The 19,223-nt window shown below is 41.8% G+C and carries 23 protein-coding genes; 16 read left to right on the forward strand and 7 right to left on the reverse strand.

Going from position 1 to position 19,223, the window contains the following annotated elements:
• Complete coding sequence (locus ACI49J_RS06835) at positions 1–1,299, reverse strand: hydrogenase small subunit (protein WP_240255269.1); 1,299 nt, start codon at positions 1,297–1,299, stop codon at positions 1–3.
• 312 nt (positions 1,300–1,611) lie between these two features.
• On the opposite strand from ACI49J_RS06835, the gene ACI49J_RS06840 reads away from it, so the two are divergent.
• Positions 1,612–2,172, forward strand: a complete 561-nt coding sequence (locus ACI49J_RS06840) for a hypothetical protein (protein ID WP_240255271.1) — start codon at positions 1,612–1,614, stop codon at positions 2,170–2,172.
• 28 nt (positions 2,173–2,200) lie between these two features.
• The gene (locus tag ACI49J_RS06845) at positions 2,201–2,665 is read left to right on the forward strand and encodes a hypothetical protein (protein WP_240255273.1); all 465 of its coding nucleotides are present in this window, start codon (positions 2,201–2,203) and stop codon (positions 2,663–2,665) included.
• A gap of 67 nt (positions 2,666–2,732) precedes the next feature.
• Here ACI49J_RS06845 and ACI49J_RS06850 read toward each other — a convergent pair whose 3' ends face one another.
• The 3 genes from ACI49J_RS06850 to ACI49J_RS06860 all read right to left on the reverse strand — a co-directional run bounded on the left by ACI49J_RS06850 (position 2,733) and on the right by ACI49J_RS06860 (position 5,671).
• Positions 2,733–3,251 (reverse strand): CPBP family intramembrane glutamic endopeptidase, encoded by a 519-nt coding sequence (locus ACI49J_RS06850; protein WP_240255275.1) that lies wholly within the window; start codon positions 3,249–3,251, stop codon positions 2,733–2,735.
• Positions 3,252–3,736: 485 nt separating this feature from the next.
• Positions 3,737–5,005 (reverse strand): co-chaperone YbbN, encoded by a 1,269-nt coding sequence (locus ACI49J_RS06855; RefSeq protein WP_240255277.1) that lies wholly within the window; start codon positions 5,003–5,005, stop codon positions 3,737–3,739.
• Between the two features lie 255 nt (positions 5,006–5,260).
• Positions 5,261–5,671 (reverse strand): DUF3211 domain-containing protein, encoded by a 411-nt coding sequence (locus ACI49J_RS06860; protein WP_240255279.1) that lies wholly within the window; start codon positions 5,669–5,671, stop codon positions 5,261–5,263.
• A gap of 277 nt (positions 5,672–5,948) precedes the next feature.
• Between ACI49J_RS06860 and ACI49J_RS06865 the strand changes: the two genes are divergently transcribed.
• Together ACI49J_RS06865 and ACI49J_RS06870 are read left to right on the forward strand one after the other, a co-directional pair.
• The gene (locus tag ACI49J_RS06865) at positions 5,949–6,713 is read left to right on the forward strand and encodes a hypothetical protein (protein ID WP_240255281.1); all 765 of its coding nucleotides are present in this window, start codon (positions 5,949–5,951) and stop codon (positions 6,711–6,713) included.
• A gap of 171 nt (positions 6,714–6,884) precedes the next feature.
• Positions 6,885–7,862 (forward strand): hypothetical protein, encoded by a 978-nt coding sequence (locus tag ACI49J_RS06870; RefSeq protein ID WP_318552028.1) that lies wholly within the window; start codon positions 6,885–6,887, stop codon positions 7,860–7,862.
• A 24-nt stretch (positions 7,863–7,886) separates the two neighbouring features.
• On the opposite strand, the gene ACI49J_RS06875 is transcribed toward ACI49J_RS06870, so the two are convergent.
• On the reverse strand, positions 7,887–9,326 hold the full coding sequence (locus ACI49J_RS06875) for an APC family permease (RefSeq protein WP_240255285.1): 1,440 nt from the start codon (positions 9,324–9,326) through the stop codon (positions 7,887–7,889).
• Between the two features lie 239 nt (positions 9,327–9,565).
• On the reverse strand, positions 9,566–10,549 hold the full coding sequence (locus tag ACI49J_RS06880) for a hypothetical protein (protein ID WP_240255287.1): 984 nt from the start codon (positions 10,547–10,549) through the stop codon (positions 9,566–9,568).
• Positions 10,550–10,765: 216 nt separating this feature from the next.
• On the opposite strand from ACI49J_RS06880, the gene hypE reads away from it, so the two are divergent.
• Genes hypE through ACI49J_RS06920 form a run of 8 tightly spaced genes read left to right on the forward strand, consistent with a single transcriptional unit; the run spans position 10,766 to position 15,176 of the window.
• Positions 10,766–11,824 carry a hydrogenase expression/formation protein HypE gene (gene hypE / locus ACI49J_RS06885; protein ID WP_240255289.1) on the forward strand — a complete coding sequence of 353 codons (1,059 nt, stop codon included), beginning with the start codon at positions 10,766–10,768 and terminating at the stop codon, positions 11,822–11,824.
• A gap of 9 nt (positions 11,825–11,833) precedes the next feature.
• Positions 11,834–12,085, forward strand: a complete 252-nt coding sequence (locus ACI49J_RS06890) for a hypothetical protein (RefSeq protein WP_048806915.1) — start codon at positions 11,834–11,836, stop codon at positions 12,083–12,085.
• 1 nt (position 12,086) lies between these two features.
• Positions 12,087–12,359 carry a HypC/HybG/HupF family hydrogenase formation chaperone gene (locus ACI49J_RS06895; protein WP_012020890.1) on the forward strand — a complete coding sequence of 91 codons (273 nt, stop codon included), beginning with the start codon at positions 12,087–12,089 and terminating at the stop codon, positions 12,357–12,359.
• Positions 12,356–13,483 carry a hydrogenase formation protein HypD gene (gene hypD, locus ACI49J_RS06900; RefSeq protein ID WP_012020889.1) on the forward strand — a complete coding sequence of 376 codons (1,128 nt, stop codon included), beginning with the start codon at positions 12,356–12,358 and terminating at the stop codon, positions 13,481–13,483. Before ACI49J_RS06895 ends, hypD begins: the two co-directional genes overlap by 4 nt.
• A gap of 4 nt (positions 13,484–13,487) precedes the next feature.
• The gene (locus ACI49J_RS06905; protein ID WP_012020888.1) at positions 13,488–14,207 is read left to right on the forward strand and encodes a class II aldolase/adducin family protein; all 720 of its coding nucleotides are present in this window, start codon (positions 13,488–13,490) and stop codon (positions 14,205–14,207) included.
• On the forward strand, positions 14,182–14,463 hold the full coding sequence (locus ACI49J_RS06910; RefSeq protein ID WP_240255291.1) for a hypothetical protein: 282 nt from the start codon (positions 14,182–14,184) through the stop codon (positions 14,461–14,463). Before ACI49J_RS06905 ends, ACI49J_RS06910 begins: the two co-directional genes overlap by 26 nt.
• Entirely contained in the window at positions 14,450–14,791 is a 342-nt protein-coding gene (locus ACI49J_RS06915; RefSeq protein WP_012020886.1) for a hypothetical protein, read from the forward strand. Before ACI49J_RS06910 ends, ACI49J_RS06915 begins: the two co-directional genes overlap by 14 nt.
• Before the next feature lie 28 nt (positions 14,792–14,819).
• Entirely contained in the window at positions 14,820–15,176 is a 357-nt protein-coding gene (locus tag ACI49J_RS06920; protein WP_012020885.1) for a helix-turn-helix domain-containing protein, read from the forward strand.
• On the opposite strand, the gene ACI49J_RS06925 is transcribed toward ACI49J_RS06920, so the two are convergent.
• Positions 15,164–15,658, reverse strand: a complete 495-nt coding sequence (locus ACI49J_RS06925; RefSeq protein WP_012020884.1) for a hypothetical protein — start codon at positions 15,656–15,658, stop codon at positions 15,164–15,166. The genes ACI49J_RS06920 and ACI49J_RS06925 overlap by 13 nt on opposite strands.
• 320 nt (positions 15,659–15,978) lie before the next feature.
• On the opposite strand from ACI49J_RS06925, the gene ACI49J_RS06930 reads away from it, so the two are divergent.
• The 4 genes from ACI49J_RS06930 to ACI49J_RS06945 are packed head-to-tail and all read left to right on the forward strand — an operon-like array spanning position 15,979 to position 19,157.
• Positions 15,979–16,947, forward strand: coding sequence for a hydrogenase (locus ACI49J_RS06930; protein ID WP_012020883.1), 969 nt, complete (start codon positions 15,979–15,981; stop codon positions 16,945–16,947).
• A complete protein-coding gene (locus tag ACI49J_RS06935) occupies positions 16,940–18,481 on the forward strand; it encodes a nickel-dependent hydrogenase large subunit (RefSeq protein ID WP_012020882.1) in 1,542 nt (513 codons plus the stop codon). Before ACI49J_RS06930 ends, ACI49J_RS06935 begins: the two co-directional genes overlap by 8 nt.
• A complete protein-coding gene (locus tag ACI49J_RS06940) occupies positions 18,478–18,813 on the forward strand; it encodes a hypothetical protein (RefSeq protein WP_012020881.1) in 336 nt (111 codons plus the stop codon). The genes ACI49J_RS06935 and ACI49J_RS06940 overlap by 4 nt, the downstream gene beginning before the upstream one ends.
• Positions 18,780–19,157 (forward strand): hypothetical protein, encoded by a 378-nt coding sequence (locus ACI49J_RS06945; RefSeq protein WP_048060028.1) that lies wholly within the window; start codon positions 18,780–18,782, stop codon positions 19,155–19,157. Before ACI49J_RS06940 ends, ACI49J_RS06945 begins: the two co-directional genes overlap by 34 nt.
• Positions 19,158–19,223: the final 66 nt, after the last annotated feature.

A 19,223-nucleotide genomic window follows, 5' to 3' on the forward strand; every position in this document is an offset into this window, starting at 1 on the left:
TCACCTCTTGCCTCCTTGCATCTGAGGTAGTCTCTTCCTCCTAGAGAAGGCATAGCTACCAACACCTACTATTATACCTGCGGCTGCTGCAGCTGCGAACAATGTAGTACTAGGAATTGTGGGAGCGTTTGGTGGAGCATAAAATGGTTCATATAGATCTGGAAATCCTGGAGCAGTACATGCAATGCATACTCCGCCTCTAGTACATCCGCCAACTCCACCCACCCACCCCAGTCTAGGTGCTGGGCTATTGGCCTCAGTACCCTTACACCCAAGGCTGTAGGTGCATTGAGGGTCTCCAAATTCATAGGCAAAAATGCCCTGTGCGAAGAATCCCGCCCTAGGGCAGTTCTGATGGGTCTCATTTCCGTAGAAGAATTTTGGTCTATTGAACACGTCTAGATCATCGGCAGGATTAGGACCTAAACCTCTCAGATAAAGCACTGCGGAGACAAGTGTGCGCATAATCCAATCTCCAGCAGGAGGATCTGCAGCTATGGAAATTATTGGTAGACCCGCGGTAGAAAGCCAGTGATAGCTGGGCCCAGGCCAAGAAGTGTTAACTGGGGAATTCGTGACTGAGTATATGTCTTGGTCGATGATATCTGGTGCTAAATCCTGTGTATAAACTTGGTGAGCATAGTATGGAAAACCATATATCCCTCTGTACGGGTCGTCAAGCATTCCCATGGCATATGTGGGACTTCTCTGCCCTAGCCCATTTGTAGTGGCTGGAATCCCACCATAAGTAGCGCAAGCCCCAGTTGCTACCACAGCCGCAGCTTTCTTCATAAGATTGAAGACGAACTCATCGCATAGCAGAACGCTTCCGTCTGGTTTCCTTCCCGCTGAACACCAGAAGGATCCACTTGGCTTCTTATAGTAAACGCCGAATTCGTCAAACATAGTCCCCTCGACTACCAGGACGAATGGATCTAACTCCCCGTTTAATGCCATCTCCATGGTTGCGTAGGCCATGCTATCCTGAGGCATTAGTATGGGGTGATAAACCAGGTTTATCATTCCTAGGTCCTGAATGCTTGGCTGCCTTAATGTTATGGGCTTGCCGTTAAAGTACACTCCTGTTACCACATCCTCCACTGATGGGTTCATTGCATCTACAAAAGCTATAGTATTTCCTCCACACCACCCATTACCGGTCCATACTATGTTTATCGGTTGGTCTGCTTCCTGAGCCTTAGACAATAGTTCCTCGTATGAGAGACCGGATAAAGCTAGACTTGTACCTAGGGCTGTCACGCCTGAAACTTTTAGGAAGTCTCTTCTCGTTAGACCCATATATACCACTCTATCTGGTATAGTTTGTTATACCATATTTATAAACTTTTTTCATTAAACTTCCCAATAGATCTTTTACATGGTAATTAAGATAATCATGTGTACAACAAGATCAATATTATAGCAAAATTAATGAAAGAGATATAAAGAATCAATTCTTTATGTAACATGGGCCTTATAATGGACGTGACATCAGAATGGAATAGACTCTCTGATATAGCGGGAGAAATTGGAGCTAGAACTGTTATATTATTTGATTCATTTTTCTATCCATTTATGGATAAATATCTTGATATTTTAAAACGCAACTATGTGAAGGCATTCGTAGAATGTTTCCCCTCAGGAATATTGCTTCGACAGATTCTCAACGAGAAGATATCTATTGGAAGACTGGTACTGGATAAAAGCCCCACTATGATCTCCCTCCCCTCTGTGGATATGAAGGTGCTCAAGGAGTGGGATATCTTGCTTGTTAGGAAAACCTTCATGGAAGTGAAACCTGCACTTGTGTTTAAACATGTTGAAAAATGTGAGAAGTTCATGATTCCAGACCCAGAGTATTATGTTCTAGGAAAAGTAGGAATTGATTACATCAAAAGGAAATGCCAAGATAGCGTGGACATAATAATAGCAAAGGATTACAGAGAGATACCGAGAGCAATTTACGAAGGAGTGGCGGAAATGGGAGTTACATGGTCACATGATAACATGAGCTGGGAGTTAAGCAGGAGAACCCTAGAAAAGGGAATAACGATGGAGGTAGGTGTAATAAAGGGTGCTGACGAGATGTCCATGAAGGCATTTAATCTACTCTTCTCAGAAGAGATGATGGAGGTCACCAAGTCCTTTGACGTCAAATGGATTGGGAAATAGATTAGTCCCCCCTCCTAAGGTAGCCGCTGTGGGATATCTATACCAAGGAGATTATGCAATACCTATCTTGGCAATGGAGGAACTGAGAAAAGAGGGAATAGATGTCCTAGACCTCAGTCTCGGTGCACTAAAGGGTAGTTCTGAGTTAGGGTTCCTTAATCCAGGTTCTCTTATTTTAATGGCTGCAGAAAAGAGAGGCAAACAGGAATTGAGAGTCTATAGACCAAGAATAGCTAGGGGAGCAATGGAAACTTGGCTAGAGATATATTCCAATGTCAAGGGATATTACATGGATATAAATTCGTTCCTTAAGGTAGGAAGCTCGCTCGGAGTTCTTCCTGATATGGTTACTGTAGTTGAGTGCGAAGTGAATAATACCGAAGGATTTGAATTGAGCGCTTGGGGTCGCGAGTGTTTAGAATTAATGAAAAATAAGACTAAACAATTACTAAATATCATGGACTACTCAATTTCTGAAATGGAAATAGAGTAAGAAGCTAATCAGATAGTCTGTTTTATCCTATCTTCACAGGCTAAAAGGATACATTATTTTCGGCTTATCATAAAAATAACCTTAGAACATTGGACGAAACATGGGCTATTATGCATGGAAATACACCGAATCTTTTAGATATAATTCCAAGAAGTATTCCTAGTATAAAGGTATAAGCAACGAACACTGGTCCATCGAGAGCGTGATTTAGGGACCATAGAAAGGCCTGAATATAGTTATCATACTTCCCAGTTTCCAATGTGTAGTCTCTATAGATAAGCTCCTCACATATCCCTCCAATAACTCCTGGGGTCACAAGGAGAGGATACCTGAATCCTATTGGTGAGGGAGGAGGAAACGCGATCATGAGTAATATAACTGGAATGGAAAATGTCATTCCTTTATTTATACGAAGATTAGCTTTCCTATGAGTTATCAGCCTAGCAACATAAAGAGCAACCATTTCCCCTACTACGACAACTATGCCTCCTGCGTATAAGCTTCTTGAGAACGAGTATGCTAGGAATTCCCAAGGAATTACAACTAATGGTAAAACCAATCCCGCGAATATGGACGAGACCTTCATCCCTACTTCATCTCTTAATTTCTTCTTTACTCCATTTTCTGAAGAGAAGGAAAACATAGATTAACGGGAGTACATTAAGGACATCGGATATGGACAAGCCTAGGGTAAAGGATTTCAAAATAGGTATATTGTATAGCGATTGAGGAACCTGTAGGAACGTAGATGAAAGGAATCCAGCAGTAAAAAGGACTAGATATATAGCAGTAAGGACAATTTTTCTCTGTTTCGATAAATAATATATCAGTCCTGCCTCGGTTAACTGGCCCAATACTGGTACAAAGAGCAAAATCAGTATATACTTTAATCTAGATGAGATAAACTGCAAAAAATTTAAAATAACAATCGTGTCTATAAAAAATGCAAGTAAATAGTTAATAAAGGAGAAATACTGAAAAAAAGAAATAAATGTATTTGAATAAAACAGAATTAATGTAACTTCAAATACAAATATTCCTTGACCAAGAATAATGGCTATCAAATAAAAGTCACGTATGTTCATTCAACATCCACACCAACAAACCAAAATCTGCTTGATTGAAATATGTAAAATTCCAGTATCTAGTCGAAAAATAACTAGCTATCTGCCTCGCAGGTTCCATTAGACCCAGTTTCACTAACCCTTGGCCTAAAATAGAGTTATCAGTTATTAACTTGAACCTGCCTATTCCGTTTGATAGCGCGTGAGGTAAACTAACGTCATAAAACGCGTCCCCTCCGAAGAACTGATCAAAGGCCACCTTTACTACTTCTTTTCCCTTACCTAGAGAAGAGAGAAATCTGATCAGATACGCTAAGTCTAATAGAAATGGATTCCCATCCCCTATTACGTGGGAAGGTTTGAGCAATAAGGATAGTCTTTCAGCTTCGTCTCTAAAACTTTCATCGTTCGTGAACTCATATAGATAAAACATTGCCTCCCCTATTACGCTGTTAACCGTTAACAGCGGTTTCCCAACCATTCCCTGTGAGGTTTCAGCTATTGGATAGAAGTCTCCTTTTTTACTTCTCATTAGCCACTTGCCGGTTTCCACAGCGTAATCGAGATAGTAAGTATCCTTGGTTTTCGCAAACGTCTCGAGTAAGGCTATTATCATTTCCGCGTTCAGATCTAACAGCTTTACTTTATAGGGGTTTTTCCAGTTATAGGTTTTAGAGAATGCATAAAAACCATTATCCCAAAGATTGTAAATTACAGCATCAAGGGTGTATTTTACAATCTCCATGGAATACGAATCTTTAAATCTGAGAAGAAACCTAAGCACGTTGGGCAAATAATACTTGGGTTCTTTTTCAAATCCACCCTGGTAGATGTCAAAAAACGAGATGCATTTAGACCTGATGTCATTTAATATGTTCTCATGTCTCTCGTTTTGCAAGATATAGTCAGATCTAGGTACCTTACGCAAGTCTCTATTAAATTTAGGAGAAACCAGTTTACCTCCTCCAAGAAATAGGTCTAGTGCCATGAGAAGGGTCTCTCTTATTTTCCACTCTTCGGAGAAACCGTATAATCCGCCCACAACATTTCCCTCCGTCACTATGGCTAAGCTGGGGTAAATCTGTGGTGAGTATCTAATGGCGAGGTCGGGTCTCTCATCAGCATTAACGTTCGCGTATCCAAATCCTTCCCAATCCTCTATCTTGCTTAACTCCTTGTATTGAGCGCCACACTCCTCGCACCAATCTGTCCAGAAGTAAATAACCTTCAACGGACTTGTGTCCTTGACTATCTCGTTCCACTCCCTAAATCGCATTAAAGATAAATCTATTTCTTCGTTTAAATATTTTCATTATCGATATCCAGGCGATATATCCCTGACCTTAATACGAGAACTAACCCTATCGGATTTGAAGAAAAGTTGAAACATGTTACGAGTAAAGTAATCCCGTAATAAACACATTAACGTGATCAGATAGAGCATATCCTTCATCCCGGCAATAATCTCCTGCCTAAGAGAGCCGTCCATATCTAGAAAAGTTCTCCATCTAAGGCTGAGATGGACATTTCATTATATTTTCCTTTTAATTCTTTCCATTCTAACTTTTTCCTCAAGATCATTAGAAAATTTCTTTACCCATCCCCTCAGTAAGCCTCCAGCTAACCTTTCCATCCAACCTTCGTATTCTAGCCTGATCAATACTCTTCCCGGGATCAAATAGAAAGTGAGTTTACCCGCACCTAGATTCTTCCCCTTGGACAGAGTAAATGGATAGGTTACCTCATTCTTGGAGATATAGATGTTTCCGCTAACTTGATGCTCAATGCCTAAGTAGTTGGCGTAGCCTTGAAAGGAACCACCTAGGATCTTCAATCCTTTTATAGAGGGGAATATTGTAGGTAATACAAAGTATGGATCGGAAAGTATAATTCTAAGAGATTCAACGTCATGGCTAGTTCCAACGCTTAACTCCAATATCACAAAAATAACTTGTAACTTTTGAATAAAAACCTTTCTACTTCTTGCTTTCCTCAGATTTAGAACTTGAAGATCGACGCGCGATTAATGAACATGGAACCTCTGTCGATACTATAGACGTATCGTACAAATATTCTTTTTAGAGAAGCTTGATCTTATAGTACACCTAAAATCGTAATGTCTGAATACATTTTACTCTTAACGTCGGTTTTATCGTTAACATAAATATCTTGAAATCATGTAGACAAGTATTAATATCATGAAATACAAGATTTGATTAATGTCGGGAATCACTCCATTCGATGTAAGTCAACAGAAGGGGATTAAATTTGAAAGTATTTCTCTAGAATACCTAAAACTTTATGAAAGGATTTACTCTGAACTTAAAAAAAGAGATGGAAAAGCACTCCTGTATGGGTCGATCGGAATATTTCATAGGGTTGGGGACATCAAGGAGGCTGTAGAGCTCCTGAAACTGTACAGGAAATCCGGTCCTCAAGATGTTAATGTGTTAGTACCAATCAAGTATAGAGATGTCTTTAAGGAAATACTGAGGGAGCAGGGCTGGACCCCCTATTACCATCTAGAGAGGTTAATGGGGGACATTGCTGGAATGTTCTTTTATGAGAGCTTTGTACTTAAGGCCTACTACATGGATAAGGTAAAATTCAACCATGAGTTCGTGGTTGATTGGAATGAGGAATTTTCGATGAATTTGACCGATCTTCTTCTCACGAAACTTCAGATGCATTTTCCCACCGATAAAGACAGCGCCGATATAGGAGCAATACTCATGAAGGCTAACCTCATTGACATTAAAAGAGTAATAGAACAGGTTTCTGCATATGAAGGGTTTTGGAAGGATGCTACTGATAACCTATCTAAAGTGAAGTCGCTTATCGGAAGACTTGAAATGGATAACGTGAAGACAAGAGATCAACTAAGGCAAGTAATAGTAACTGTTACTAAACTTCACGGTGAACTCATGAAAGTGGCTCCTAACCGTCAGTTTAAAGAGGATGAGAAGTACTGGTTGGACTTCTAATGGGATGTATATATGCGTGTAGCAAGCTCCCTTTTCGTCTTGTTTTTCTTAGCATGTTCACTGACCTGTTCTTCATGTGTCGGTGTACTTAAATATACGGTAAATTTGGCAACGTCTACTATAGAAAATGGTGGACCCTATAACACGTTTTCCCAAATTTCTCCTACTAGAATGGTAGCAGACAATGAGGGGAGAATATTCGTTGCTGCGGTCAATACAGTATTCGTGCTAAGTCCCAATGGATCAGTTGTTAAAAACATAAACGTAAGTGGGGCGGAATATATGGCATTTAACAACAGAACAAACATAGTATATGTAACTAGTGGCACGCTTCCAATCCATACCATAACAGAAATAAGCGATGCTAATCTAAGTGTCATTCGACAGCTAACCGTATCCGCTTATCCCCTTGCCTTAGCTACTGACCCAACTACTGGAAAGGTCTTTATAGCGATAGGGAATGAAGTGTATGCTCTTAACTCCACTAAGTTGGTTCCGTTATTTAATTTCCTTGGAGTGCCTACAGATATGGTAGTCTCTCCATCAGGTAATATTCTCGTCTCAGCTTATAATTTTACTGAAAATAAAGGATACATCTTCATGAATTTTCAGGGAAGGACCAATTCCCTCGAGTTGAACACGTTCCCAAACTCTCTCCTTTTAAAGGGGAATGAAATCCTTGTAGGAACAGACGGCTACATCTTGGAAATAAACCTCACCCTAAATATAGTGGGGAATATATCGCTTTACGGTAGCAAGATAGAAGGAATAGCCTACGACAGTAATAATGATCTGGTATACGCTGCCGTGGATAGCCTTTACGGCCAAGACTACGTTTTAGTGCTGAATAATTTATCACCAGCCGGAGAAATAAATGTTGGAATAACTCCCGTTGATATAGTATTTGATCCTGTGAGCAATTACGTCTTTGTAAGCAATTTCTTCGATGGAACCGTAGCTATCATCTCGCAGGGGTGTCCTACTCAGGTAAACTCAAGCGTAAGTTTACCTATAATCAGGTCTCCAACGGTCTCTCCACAAGTGCCTGTCATCTCTTCGTTTCTGCCTTTTTATGTAACTTTTGTATTGTTAGCCTTGTTTTCTGCTTTAATTCTGAGAAAATATATCAGTAAGAATAGAGGAGAATAACATGACAGATGTGGGTCGATGTAATCATTTTTCACGCAGTCTTCCTTGTCTTTCCTCTCTCATTAGCCAAGGAGCAACCACGGTATTGGCCCTATTGCCTCTACGAGAAAAGTAGATTCCACCAATTACAATTAAAACTGAGATAGTTAAAGCATAGATGTCGGCAGGAATTCCAAATGCAGGACCAGCATCAATTATTCCCATAATAACGATAAAGAGCATTCCTCCTGCTGCGACTGGAGATAGTATTCTATAATACCACTCTGTTCTCCCTTCCCACGCTATTTTAGAGGCTGTAATTGAATCCATAGCGAACTCAAGGAGGAGAAACGCCCCTGCACCTGTGAGCACGATTCCGAACAAACTACTGACAGAGGGGAACCCTAGTTCCACTCCTTGGACTAAGATCTCGAGAGACGTCATTACCGCCACTGCTACCCACGGACTTCCATATTTGTTTAGCTTTCCAAAGATATAGGGTAATAATCTCTCCCTGGAGGCCGAATACCAAACTCTACTTAAGATGAAGGCAGTAAGCCAGAGGGAGCTTGCGGTGGAGCAAATTATTGCTATGTCCATTGCCCACGCATAGTTGGGAATAACATATGAGGCCCAACGAGCTAATGGATCTACGGACGATGATATTGCAGATAATGGAGTTTCCATGGTCATGAGAGGCATTACTACCATGTAGATGAAGAATACCGAGATCAATCCTATCACGCCAGCACTACCTGGCCAACTAGTTGGCCTCTTAGACTCTTCCGATGCGTAACTGTCTATTTCCCAACCGTCTAGAATCGTTGCCACAATGACCATACTTGCAGCTAGGCCTAAGAAGAGTGGTAAGGAAGTCAAATCCTTAGCGCTAAAGAACCATGAGAGATTTATCTTATTCACCGTATGAAAAGGGAGAGAAATGAGCCAGATCACTATGAAGCTCACCATAACTATTAATTCGATAACCAAGAAAGTCTCAGTGGTTCTAGCGGTAGGTTTAACTCCTAGGACCAGGGGAATTGCTGCCAAGATTGCCCAAATCATTCCCACTATCGAGTCCCAGAACACGCTTATTTCCATTGACCTTGCAATTAAACCTAGCCTATATAGTAAATCCAAAGTATATTCCCCCGCAGGTATAATGATTGGTGGTAGGGACAAGAAATATGCCAGAGTTATGATCCAGAACTGAAACCCACCATATCTTTTTCCCATGAACTTACTTCCCCAATGATATGAGGCTCCACAGTGAGGAGCTACCCTATTCAGCTTTCTGAAAATGAGAGACGCCATAAGGAAAAGCGGAAAGGAAATAACCACTGACATTATAGCCTGGGGACCGACCAACGCCACCATGCTTCCATAGGCTGCTGCAATACTAAATGCGGGAGCGACGCTAGAGGTAGACATAGGGACGAGGTCCAGAAAGTGAAGCACTTCCCTTTTCAGCCACTGAACACCCATGAGAACACCCTATTTCAGTAATGAGCATGATAATAGATGATATAATACTAATAGAAAGAAGAACTGAATTAAGCTAAAACGCACCAGGTATGAATTGGGTCCCTTATCTATTGCTACCATCACATAGTCGTGTTTTAGTTTATTTATAAACTTTTGGTATAATAGATTGGATCTCATCTATTGAAATAATTCGTTGTGTCGTGATGTAGCAATGAATGAGTTGTCATGAAAATTCGCGTCTAATTACCCGGACGTCTCATCTTTTTCCATGACATATCCGCAAACACTACCCCAGTGTAAATCAAGAACATGGCCGTTCCCATCAGGTACGCCAAGTTGGTCAAGTTGAACCAATAGGCTATTGCCATTCCCCACAGATATTGTGGAACACATGACAATACCACCAGCTTTCTATTCGAGATATTTATCCTTGGATTCTGAAACGACATAAAGAGAGTCACTAACGTGGCCATCCCGTAGGGAATCTCATTCAAGGCAGTTGAATAAAATATTTCGGCTAAACTTAGGATAAAATTGGAAGCCAAGAATATCATGTATCTGGATTCGGTCACTTTGCCAATAATAAACCCGCGGGAAATATAGATAGAAAGGGATAGGGAAAGTAAGGCAATGAATACGCTGGCCTCCCTAATTGGATCATATGGAAGAGGGAGAATTGAGTGAGTCATTTCCGAGGCTATGTTGGGCCCTCCAAGGGCCAACGATGATACAATTAATGGGAAATAATCTTTGTTCTTTATAGAGAAATATATTATCTCTGGGAAGATCATAAGGAAAAACATGAACGAATTAGCAAGTTCAATAACTGCATAGATAACATCCACGGGAGTAAAGGAGATGGAGGGAATGTCTGTCCCGTAAACCTTTAGGGTAACTATCGCGTTTCCGAGACCCCTAAGAAGGACGTAGTAAAGGAGACTCATTAAAAGTTCACTGGTAAGAAGTGCTACAACGCTGGTTACCTGGGACCTCATGCCGACGTTATATAGACTGACAGGAATCACGACCAAAATGATGGAAATAGCTACCGAGACTAGGCTAAGGGAAAAGATTACGAGAAAAGTGGCTGTGGAAATGGATGAAAGAACTAATATCCAGAAATACAACCCCCCACTATGATATGCTCTCTCAAAGGATATGCTTAGGATCACTGTCATTCCCACAACATAAAAAATATACGCTCCCACCACAGGTGAAACCATTAAGGCTCAACAAATATCGACTTACCCATTATTTATACGTTGATGGAAGTTAAAGATGGCATCTACGGTATATTTGAGTATAGCTATTCATTATTGCCCGTGGTGTGGATATGACCTTCACAAAGAGTTACATTTCTTTATTAAATATTTTTTAAAAAAAGAGATGTATGTCATTGGTTATATACATTTATTATCCTCAAAATTAACTATCTATTGATGGAACTGCCCGATAGAAAGAACGTAATTACCCTACTCCACGGGGCTGGAGGGACGTACATGCATTCCCTGATAAGGGACGTCTTTTTGAGACTAAATGACGGATTTGGCGAGGTGGGACTAGAAATGATGGACGATGCAGCCGTGGTTAATGGAATAGTGTTCACTACGGATTCGTTCGTCATTAGGCCCATTTTCTTCAGAGGTGGAGATATAGGAAGATTAAGCGTGAGTGGCACAGTAAATGATATAGCGATGATGGGGGGAGATCCTCAGGCCCTGAGTCTTGGAGTAGTATTGGAGGAAGGATTTGCCAAGGATATGTTGGAGAAGTTAGTTGAAAGCATTAAGAAAACTGCTGAGGAAGCGAACGTCCACGTAGTTACTGGAGACACGAAGGTCATGGAGAGGGGAAACTTAGATAAAATTGTCATTAACACCGCCGGAATAGGTACAAGACCTAGGCAATTGGATCACAACATTGAGACCTTGAGGAAAAGTAGGCAACCTTCCCGCTGGTTAGTTCCCACTAACCTTAGGGATGGAGATAAAATTGTGGTCACCGGTACCCTTGGGGATCATGCCATAGCGGTCCTATCTTCAAGGGAAGGAGTGGGATTTGAGTCAAATGTCATGTCCGATGTTGCCCCTCTCAATAAGATGATCATGAACCTACTGGAAGTAGGAGGAATAGCTGATGCCAAGGATCCAACGAGAGGAGGACTGGCAGATCTGCTTCAGGACTGGTCGGAAAAGTCTGGACTTGGAATCTTCATAAGGGAGAGTGACATCCCAGTGAAGGATGAGGTCAGAGCTGCCGTCGAGTTTCTAGGAATGGACGTTCTAGAGTTGGGTAATGAGGGAAAGGCCGTCTTAGCAGTTTCGCCTGAATATGTTAAGGACGTTATGGACGCGTTACATTCAGATCCGCTTGGGAAGGACGCAACAATAATAGGAGAGGTCAGAAAGGATTTAGAGGGGGTAATAATGGAGACTGTGGTCGGGGGAAACAGGTATGTTGGAAGACCCTTAGGGGATCCAGTTCCTAGAATATGCTAGGTGAGTGAAATGGAGAAGTTGATATGCATTATATGCAAGTCCGAACTTCCGATCCCTACGCATTGTGGAATGAACATGAAATACCTTCAAAGGGGTAACTTCAGAAAGAAGGAAATATTGAGATGTGAAGTATGCGGTAAGGAAATTGAGATGCCTAAACATTGCCACGCTCCGATGATATATTTTGACGAGGACTACTTCCCCCTCTACGAGCTTAGCGAAGCTGAGAAAGAGGAACTTAAATCGGTCTATGGTGAGTGAAATGTGTGTTGCCTTTCCTGGAAAAGTTATCGAAATATCAGGTGATTTTGGGAAGATAGACTTCGGAAACGGAACAATAAGGGACAATATTCTCCTGTCACTGGTTAATGCTCAGATAGGGGACTACGTGCTGGTTCATGCAGGTTATGCCATACAAGTAATAGACGAGGACGAGGCCAGAAGGACGATAGAGATATGGAACGAAATGACCAAGGATCTGTCACACGAGAAGAAGAAACAAGATTTTTACGAAATTATAGGTGGTAGCGAATGAGCGAGTACTTGTCATTGCTAAAGTATTACAGGGATCCGACACTAGCTAAAGCCCTAAGATTGAGAATAGAGGAATTGGCGAAGAAAATCCAGGAAAACATAATGATAATGCACGTGTGTGGAAGCCATGAGTGGACAATAACCCACTATGGTATAAGATCTCTCCTACCTGAAAACGTGGAGGTTAGGGCAGGCCCTGGTTGTCCTGTCTGCATAACGCCTGCTACTGACATAGATGACGCTGTCAAGCTCGCCATGGATGGCGTAGTGGTAACGACCTATGGTGACATGAGCAGAGCCAGGGGTACAAAAATGTCTCTAGAGGAGGCTAGAGCTATGGGAGGAGATGTGAGAGTGATATATGGGGTGCAAGATGCGGTGAAGATGGCTAGAAGGGAACCAAACAAGGATTTCCTTTTCTTCGCAGTGGGAATGGACACTACGGCCCCGGCCACTGCCTTTGAAATGATGAAGGGTGTTCCGGACAACCTGAGCTTCCTTGTTTCCTATAGATATACCCCGGCTATTCAGGGCTCAGTAATGGATTCGAATGTCTTAGGGATAGATGCCTTCATATCTGCGGGTCATTCGGTAACTGTGACTGGACTTAGACCTTATTACGAGTATTTCCTGAGATCTAAAAAACCCATGGTAGCTACTGGGTTTGAACCCATAGATGTACTTATGTCCATTTACATGATTCTAAAGCAAATTGATGAGGGTAAACCAAAGATAGAGAATGAATACACCAGATCAGTAACTTGGGAAGGTAATGTGAAGGCACAACAGGTTATGGAAAGAGTTTTCGATCTAGAGGACGGATATGTTAGAGGAGTTGCGGTTTTCCCTAAGGCGGGATTCAGATTAAAGGAGGAGTTCAGTAAAAAGGATGCCAGAGTTCAATACGGCTTAAAGGACAGGACGAAATCTAAGGACGAATATGTAGCTGGCGCGAGATGTGGAGAGGTCGTTATGGGACTTATAGATCCTCCAGAGTGTCCATTGTATGGGAAAACATGTAAGCCTGAGGATCCGAAGGGAGCTCCAATGGTATCACAGGAAGGAACCTGTTGGATCTGGGCAACGCATAGAATTGTTAATGTTAGCCCTAGATGTAGGAGGTAAAAAAATGGTATACATGTTAGGTAACACGTATTGTAGACTTTGCCAAACTAATGATGAACAGCTTAAACGAGCCCTAGTTCTCAGCGTGAGGACAATGTATTGGAGGGGGATGGTGAGTAATGCGGGGGGTAATCAAAGCGCCAGACTACCAGGTTCGGATAAAATATGGATAACCCCCTCGGGTTATCCCAGATCTGAACTTGAACCTGAGGATCTAGTACAGATTGATTTGGATGGGAATGTTATAAAGGGAGACTTGAGGCCGTCCATTGAAGTAAATATGCACCTCCAGGTTTACAAGAATAGACCAGACGTCAATGCGGTTATTCATGCCCATCCTCCCTATACCATGGGAGCTGCCCTTTCCGGATATCTTGAAATTACACATGGCGAGGCTGCGGCTATACTGGGAGATATAAAGATAATACCGTATTCCCATCCAGGGACAGTGGAGTTGGCTAGAAATGTGGGAGAGGCAGTAAGAGGAGAGGGGGCCAAAGTACCTAGAATCGTGATCCTGATGAATCACGGTATCATTTCAGTGGGCGCTTGTGTTCATGAGGCGCGGGCCTTCGCAGAGATAATGGAAGAATGGTCACGATTTAACGTAGCGTCTTTGGCCTTGGGTGGAATTAAGTACAAGCTTTCGCAAACAGATTTAAGAAAACCTGGAGCTAGGTATATAAGGGCGGTGAAGTTTGGGGGAAGACCTGGATCTCATTGAAGCTTTGAGTCATGTAATAGAGCCTGAGAGCGGGGTTTCTGCCGTTAAACTGGGACTGTTGAGGATAGAAAGATCTGAAAAGCTGAGGATTATTTACACTCCTCCGTCTCCGTTTGTTCCACCTATACTTGTAATAAAGGTGGCAATGGATATAGCCAGGAGGATACAGGGAGCTGAAGTAATTGTAGAGAGATATTTCTTGGGGAAGGAGATAAATGAAAGAATTAAGAGGCTAGGCAACAATGGATCAATATAATTATTTACTGTCTAAATTCATTCTTCAATTTGCCAAGGAAAGCGATGACGAAGTTATCGCCTTATCATTCTTGCTAAGTAGCGTCATAAGATTAGCCTTGGCCATAATGGATATCCTAGATCCGGAAATCGAGTTAAGGGAGGATGTAGTTAAACTGATAGAAGAGTCTGGTCTTTACACAATTTTCTCTGATATCTTAGACGAAATGTTCTCATTAGTTTCCAATGGGAAAACGGAAAGAATCGCTGAAATAGTAAACAGGTTAGACAATATCTTTGCAAAATACTCCGATCTTGATGCAAACAATATCCAGCATTCTCAGCTATAATTTTTAAGCTGTTAACCAGTTGTAACCTATGGATTGTTGCCTCAAAGATGACGGAGATCTTTGCACCACATATACACCCGCAGTATACGATTTGATAACCAAGAAATATACGTTAAGTATCTTAGTACTTCTAGACAAATATGGAAAAATGAGATTTAGCGAAATACTAAGAAAGGTAGATGGATTGACACAAAGGGCTCTATCCATAAGACTCAAGGAGCTAGAACATAACGGTATTGTGCAGAGAGAGGTTGTCAATAGTAGGCCTGTTGCCACTATCTATTCTCTCACTGTCCAAGGAAGGGCAATTAAGAATGCGATGTTAATTCTCTTGGAACTCTCGAACTTGATTAGCCCTAATTCCCCGAAGGACTATTTCTGTTGACCGTTATTAAGCACTGGTTCCGCCGAACTACCAAGTTCCTTTAACATGTACCTCAAATAGGCTAAGGTCTTCTTAACATCTGGATCATCAAGGGACGCTAGGAATTCCACAATGTTAGATTGTCTATTACTCCTAACCATAGCTTCGGCAGCCTTTGAGAGACCTGAAGTTATTACATCTAGTACGCCATTCTTGTCGAGAATTGTTATTACCTTTCCTATCTTGTCTAAGTGCTTAGCGATGGCGATTAACCCGTTGGTAAAGTCCTCAGAGTCTACCTCACCCCTATCTATCATGTCCTTAAGGGTGCCGAGCATTTCGACGATGGCCCTATATGTACTTGATCGCAGAAAAGATCTAACTTTCTCCTCGTCGCTAACAAAATCCAATACACTATCTAGAATTCCTGTCGAATTTAAGTATGCAACTATCTCCTTTAATTTTTCTACTCCTTCCCTGTAGTCATCGTCTCTATTTGACATATAAATATATTCGAACCCTAGTATTTAAAAATTTTCGTCAAAAGAATAAAAGTTGAAACATTTAATGGGGATGCGATAATGTATTCAATAATGATATAGTTTATTCACCGCACCCAGCCAATTTTCACTTTTTAAATCATTGCGTGAATTACCAACACACCTGTCGTTATACATACATAAAATATTAGAAAGACGATATGAGGCAGTTCACATCTAGATAAAAACTAATTCGCATAAAATCACTTGAGTTTATGCACTCCAAATTCTGGTAACATCCCATTAAACTAAACCTTATTATTTTGAGGAGTTAGTAGATAATAATGAAGAACCTCTTGTGGCTACAAGGGGGAGCGTGTGGAGGGAATACTCTCTCTGTCCTAAACGCATCTGATCCCGATATACTATCCTTCCTCTATCAGAACAATGTGAAACTTCTCTGGCATCCGTCGCTCTCACAGGAATGTGGCAGGGATTTAAAGAAAATATTAGAATCGATAATCGAGGGGAAAATAAATCTAGATATTCTCCTTTTTGAGGGTTCTATTGTGAGGGGACCTGCAGGAAAGGGCACATTTAATATGTTTGCTGGAAAGCCAATGATGTGGTGGGTCAGGGAAATTGCACCCCAAGCAAACTACATTGTGGCTGTGGGTGACTGCGCCAGCTTTGGTGGAATACCTGCAGCAGATCCGAATCCAACCGAATCAACCGGGCTGCAATTTCACAGAAAGGAGATGAGCGGTTTCTTAGGAAAGGATTTCAGGTGTAAGTCGGGGCTTCCAGTTATAAATCTCTCAGGTTGTCCAGTTCATCCTGAGTGGCTTATCACTACCTTGACACTCATCCTAAGGGGAGAGATGAATCAAGAAATGTTAGATGAATTTAATAGACCTAGAATATTTTACGCCACAACTACTCAATTCGGTTGTCCCAGACAACCATATTTCACTTATAAAATATCAACTAAGGAATTTGGACATAAAGAAGGATGTCTGTTCTTCGATCTAGGATGTAGGGGATCATACACTAGAAGCTCGTGCAATAACATTCTCTGGAATAATCAGAGCAGTAAGACCAGGGTTGGCACACCGTGTATGGGATGTACAGAATTTGATTTTCCAACCTTTAACTTTTTCAAAACAGAGAAGAACAGATCAGGAATTCCAAGGAGATTACCCTTGGGTGTTTCCAAGGGGGCATATGTAACCTTTGCAGCGATAGCTCGGGGAGCTGCTCCACAGTTCTTGGAGAGACCACTGATAAGAAAGAAGGGAGATTGGATTGAATGAGAAAGTAATAAGTCCACTCAATAGGGTAGAAGGGGACTTGGACCTTAAGGTAGTTTTTGAGGGAAAGAAAGTTGTAAAGGCCTTTCCCATGTCTAGGCTGTTCAGGGGAATAGAGATAATCCTTAAGGGAAAATTCCCCATGGATTCCTTGGTTATAACCCCGAGAATATGTGGTATATGCGGGGGTTCACATCTGCTTTCTGCGGCGAAGGCCCTAGAGATGGCCTATGGGGCGAGTGTTCCGCCCAACGCTGTGAGGTTGAGAAATGTGATGACGTTAGCCGAAATGGGACAAAATGACGTCAGACATACCTACCTCATGTTCCTTATAGATACGGTCAATCTGAAATATGAAAAGATGGGGTTTTACAGGGACATAGTGCTTAGATGGGCTCCATATCTAGGTCAGTCATACAAACAGGCAGTAGCCTGGTCTAAAAGATACACCGAGATCTATGCAATATTTGGTGGACAGTGGCCACATGGTTCAGCTATGGTTCCAGGAGGCGTTACCACTGATCCGCTCAGCAATGACATAATAAAGGCCAAATCTATTCTCGCATCTATTACTGCAGAGTTCCTGGAAAAAGTGATTCTGGGAGGTCCCCTAGACCAGTTTCTCCAAGTGAAGAGCAAAAGGGATCTGGACCAGTGGGCCAAGGACTATCCCAATGGAGATATTTCCAAGATCTGGAACTACGGGCTAGAAATGAAATGGGATAAGATAGGTAGTGGCTCACAGTACCTCATGAGTTACGGACATGTGACGCTTCCAGAACATTATGACCCCGCATCACACGTAGAAAAAAAGAGGTTTAGGGAGGGTTTACTGGATCTTAGGACTCGCGAGATTCATCAAATTAAAGAGGAGAACATAGTGGAGTTTGTTTCCCACTCTTTTTACTCCTATGAACAGGGAGATAAGGTTGGGCTTCATCCTTATAATGGCGAAACAACGCCCCTACCACCGGAATCCAAGGGAAAATACACTTTTACCAAGGCTTTTAGATATAAACTAGGTGGGAAGTACGTGGCTCCGGAAGTTGGAGCCTTAGCAATGATGGTAGTAGCAGGAGACCCATTAATGACAGATCTAGTTTATAGGATTGGAACCAGCGTTCTCGCTAGGGAAATAGCTAGAATTGTTAGACTCGCCCGAATCCATGAGATCATGAGAGAGGAGTTGGAAAGCTACGAGTACGATGAAATTACGTACATAAAACCTGAGGAAAAACTATCTGGAAGAGGTTATGGTCTGGTTGAGGCGTCCAGAGGTTCCCTAGGTCACTGGCTCGTGATAGAAGAGGGAAAAATTAAGAACTACCAGGTCGTTACACCAACTCAGATTAACATGGGGCCAGAAGATCCCTTCGGTAACCCAAGCCATTTATCCATAGCACTTCAGGGAACAGAGGTGGAGAATCCCAACAATCCCATAGAGGTAGCTCATATTGTCAGGTCACATGATGCATGTATGGTATGCAACGTTCATGTCTTAGACGGCGGAAAAGAGATACTCTCGATGAGACTATGAAGCTCGTAGGTATAGGAAACGAGATCTTCGGTGACGATGCGGGGAAGATTGTGGAAGAGTTCGGAGGTACATTTGTTGGATCTAACTTGGAAGCCCTTGAAGGTTTTATGGACGATGAAGTAATTATAGTAGATTCCTCAAAGTCAGTTAAGTTCTTAGTTGTGGGACTCAAGGACCTTTATCCTGGAATACTTTCCTACTCCGAGTTGGAAGACTACTTAATTAGAGCAAGGTTAAGGGGAAGGAAGGGAGCGATAACAATAGTAGCGTTCTCCCCTGAGTACAGGGAGGTGGCAAGATGCTTTCTGAGCTGCTTGCTCTCGAAGAAATAAATGTGGCTCCTAGAAGGAGGGAGGAGCTAGTCATGGAAAAGGTAGATGTGGAAAAGTTGATAGAAGATGGATTAATAAAACAAGAGGGCCAATTTTTATACCTAACCGAAAAGGGACTTAGGGAACTCTCAAAACTCTATGGTCTCCTTGACGCGTTACAGACCATCTATATGAACATGGCATTTAATAAGGAGACTAGAAAGGAAGAGATAGGAGAGAATACCCTCAAGGACTTACTCTCGGCAGGACTAATTGAGGTAAATGAAAACACTATTACGCTTACCTTTGAGGGTATTAAACTGGTTGCTCAGAGAATTGTGGAGAAAATGTCTAGGGCTCACTAGATTTTCACCCCAAAAAAAGGCAACAAGGACCCATACCCTGTATTTCAGGTAAAATTCTAGAGTTAA

The sequence above is a fragment of the Metallosphaera sp. D4-4 genome, assembly GCF_046245145.1.
Lineage (GTDB): Archaea > Thermoproteota > Thermoprotei_A > Sulfolobales > Sulfolobaceae > Metallosphaera > Metallosphaera sedula.

Bases quoted from the DNA above. Each gene is read 5' to 3' on its own strand.
- ACI49J_RS06835 (WP_240255269.1), bottom strand. From the start codon at position 1,299: ATGGGTCTAACGAGAAGAGACTTCCTAAAAGTTTCAGGCGTGACAGCC.
- ACI49J_RS06850 (WP_240255275.1), bottom strand. From the start codon at position 3,251: ATGAAGGTCTCGTCCATATTCGCGGGATTGGTTTTACCATTAGTTGTA.
- ACI49J_RS06855 (WP_240255277.1), bottom strand. From the start codon at position 5,005: ATGCGATTTAGGGAGTGGAACGAGATAGTCAAGGACACAAGTCCGTTG.
- ACI49J_RS06865 (WP_240255281.1), top strand. From the start codon at position 5,949: ATGTCGGGAATCACTCCATTCGATGTAAGTCAACAGAAGGGGATTAAA.
- ACI49J_RS06870 (WP_318552028.1), top strand. From the start codon at position 6,885: ATGGTAGCAGACAATGAGGGGAGAATATTCGTTGCTGCGGTCAATACA.
- ACI49J_RS06875 (WP_240255285.1), bottom strand. From the start codon at position 9,326: ATGGGTGTTCAGTGGCTGAAAAGGGAAGTGCTTCACTTTCTGGACCTC.
- ACI49J_RS06880 (WP_240255287.1), bottom strand. From the start codon at position 10,549: ATGGTTTCACCTGTGGTGGGAGCGTATATTTTTTATGTTGTGGGAATG.
- hypE (WP_240255289.1), top strand. From the start codon at position 10,766: ATGGAACTGCCCGATAGAAAGAACGTAATTACCCTACTCCACGGGGCT.
- ACI49J_RS06890 (WP_048806915.1), top strand. From the start codon at position 11,834: ATGGAGAAGTTGATATGCATTATATGCAAGTCCGAACTTCCGATCCCT.
- ACI49J_RS06895 (WP_012020890.1), top strand. From the start codon at position 12,087: ATGTGTGTTGCCTTTCCTGGAAAAGTTATCGAAATATCAGGTGATTTT.
- hypD (WP_012020889.1), top strand. From the start codon at position 12,356: ATGAGCGAGTACTTGTCATTGCTAAAGTATTACAGGGATCCGACACTA.
- ACI49J_RS06905 (WP_012020888.1), top strand. From the start codon at position 13,488: ATGGTATACATGTTAGGTAACACGTATTGTAGACTTTGCCAAACTAAT.
- ACI49J_RS06915 (WP_012020886.1), top strand. From the start codon at position 14,450: ATGGATCAATATAATTATTTACTGTCTAAATTCATTCTTCAATTTGCC.
- ACI49J_RS06920 (WP_012020885.1), top strand. From the start codon at position 14,820: ATGGATTGTTGCCTCAAAGATGACGGAGATCTTTGCACCACATATACA.
- ACI49J_RS06925 (WP_012020884.1), bottom strand. From the start codon at position 15,658: ATGTCAAATAGAGACGATGACTACAGGGAAGGAGTAGAAAAATTAAAG.
- ACI49J_RS06930 (WP_012020883.1), top strand. From the start codon at position 15,979: ATGAAGAACCTCTTGTGGCTACAAGGGGGAGCGTGTGGAGGGAATACT.
- ACI49J_RS06940 (WP_012020881.1), top strand. From the start codon at position 18,478: ATGAAGCTCGTAGGTATAGGAAACGAGATCTTCGGTGACGATGCGGGG.
- ACI49J_RS06945 (WP_048060028.1), top strand. From the start codon at position 18,780: ATGCTTTCTGAGCTGCTTGCTCTCGAAGAAATAAATGTGGCTCCTAGA.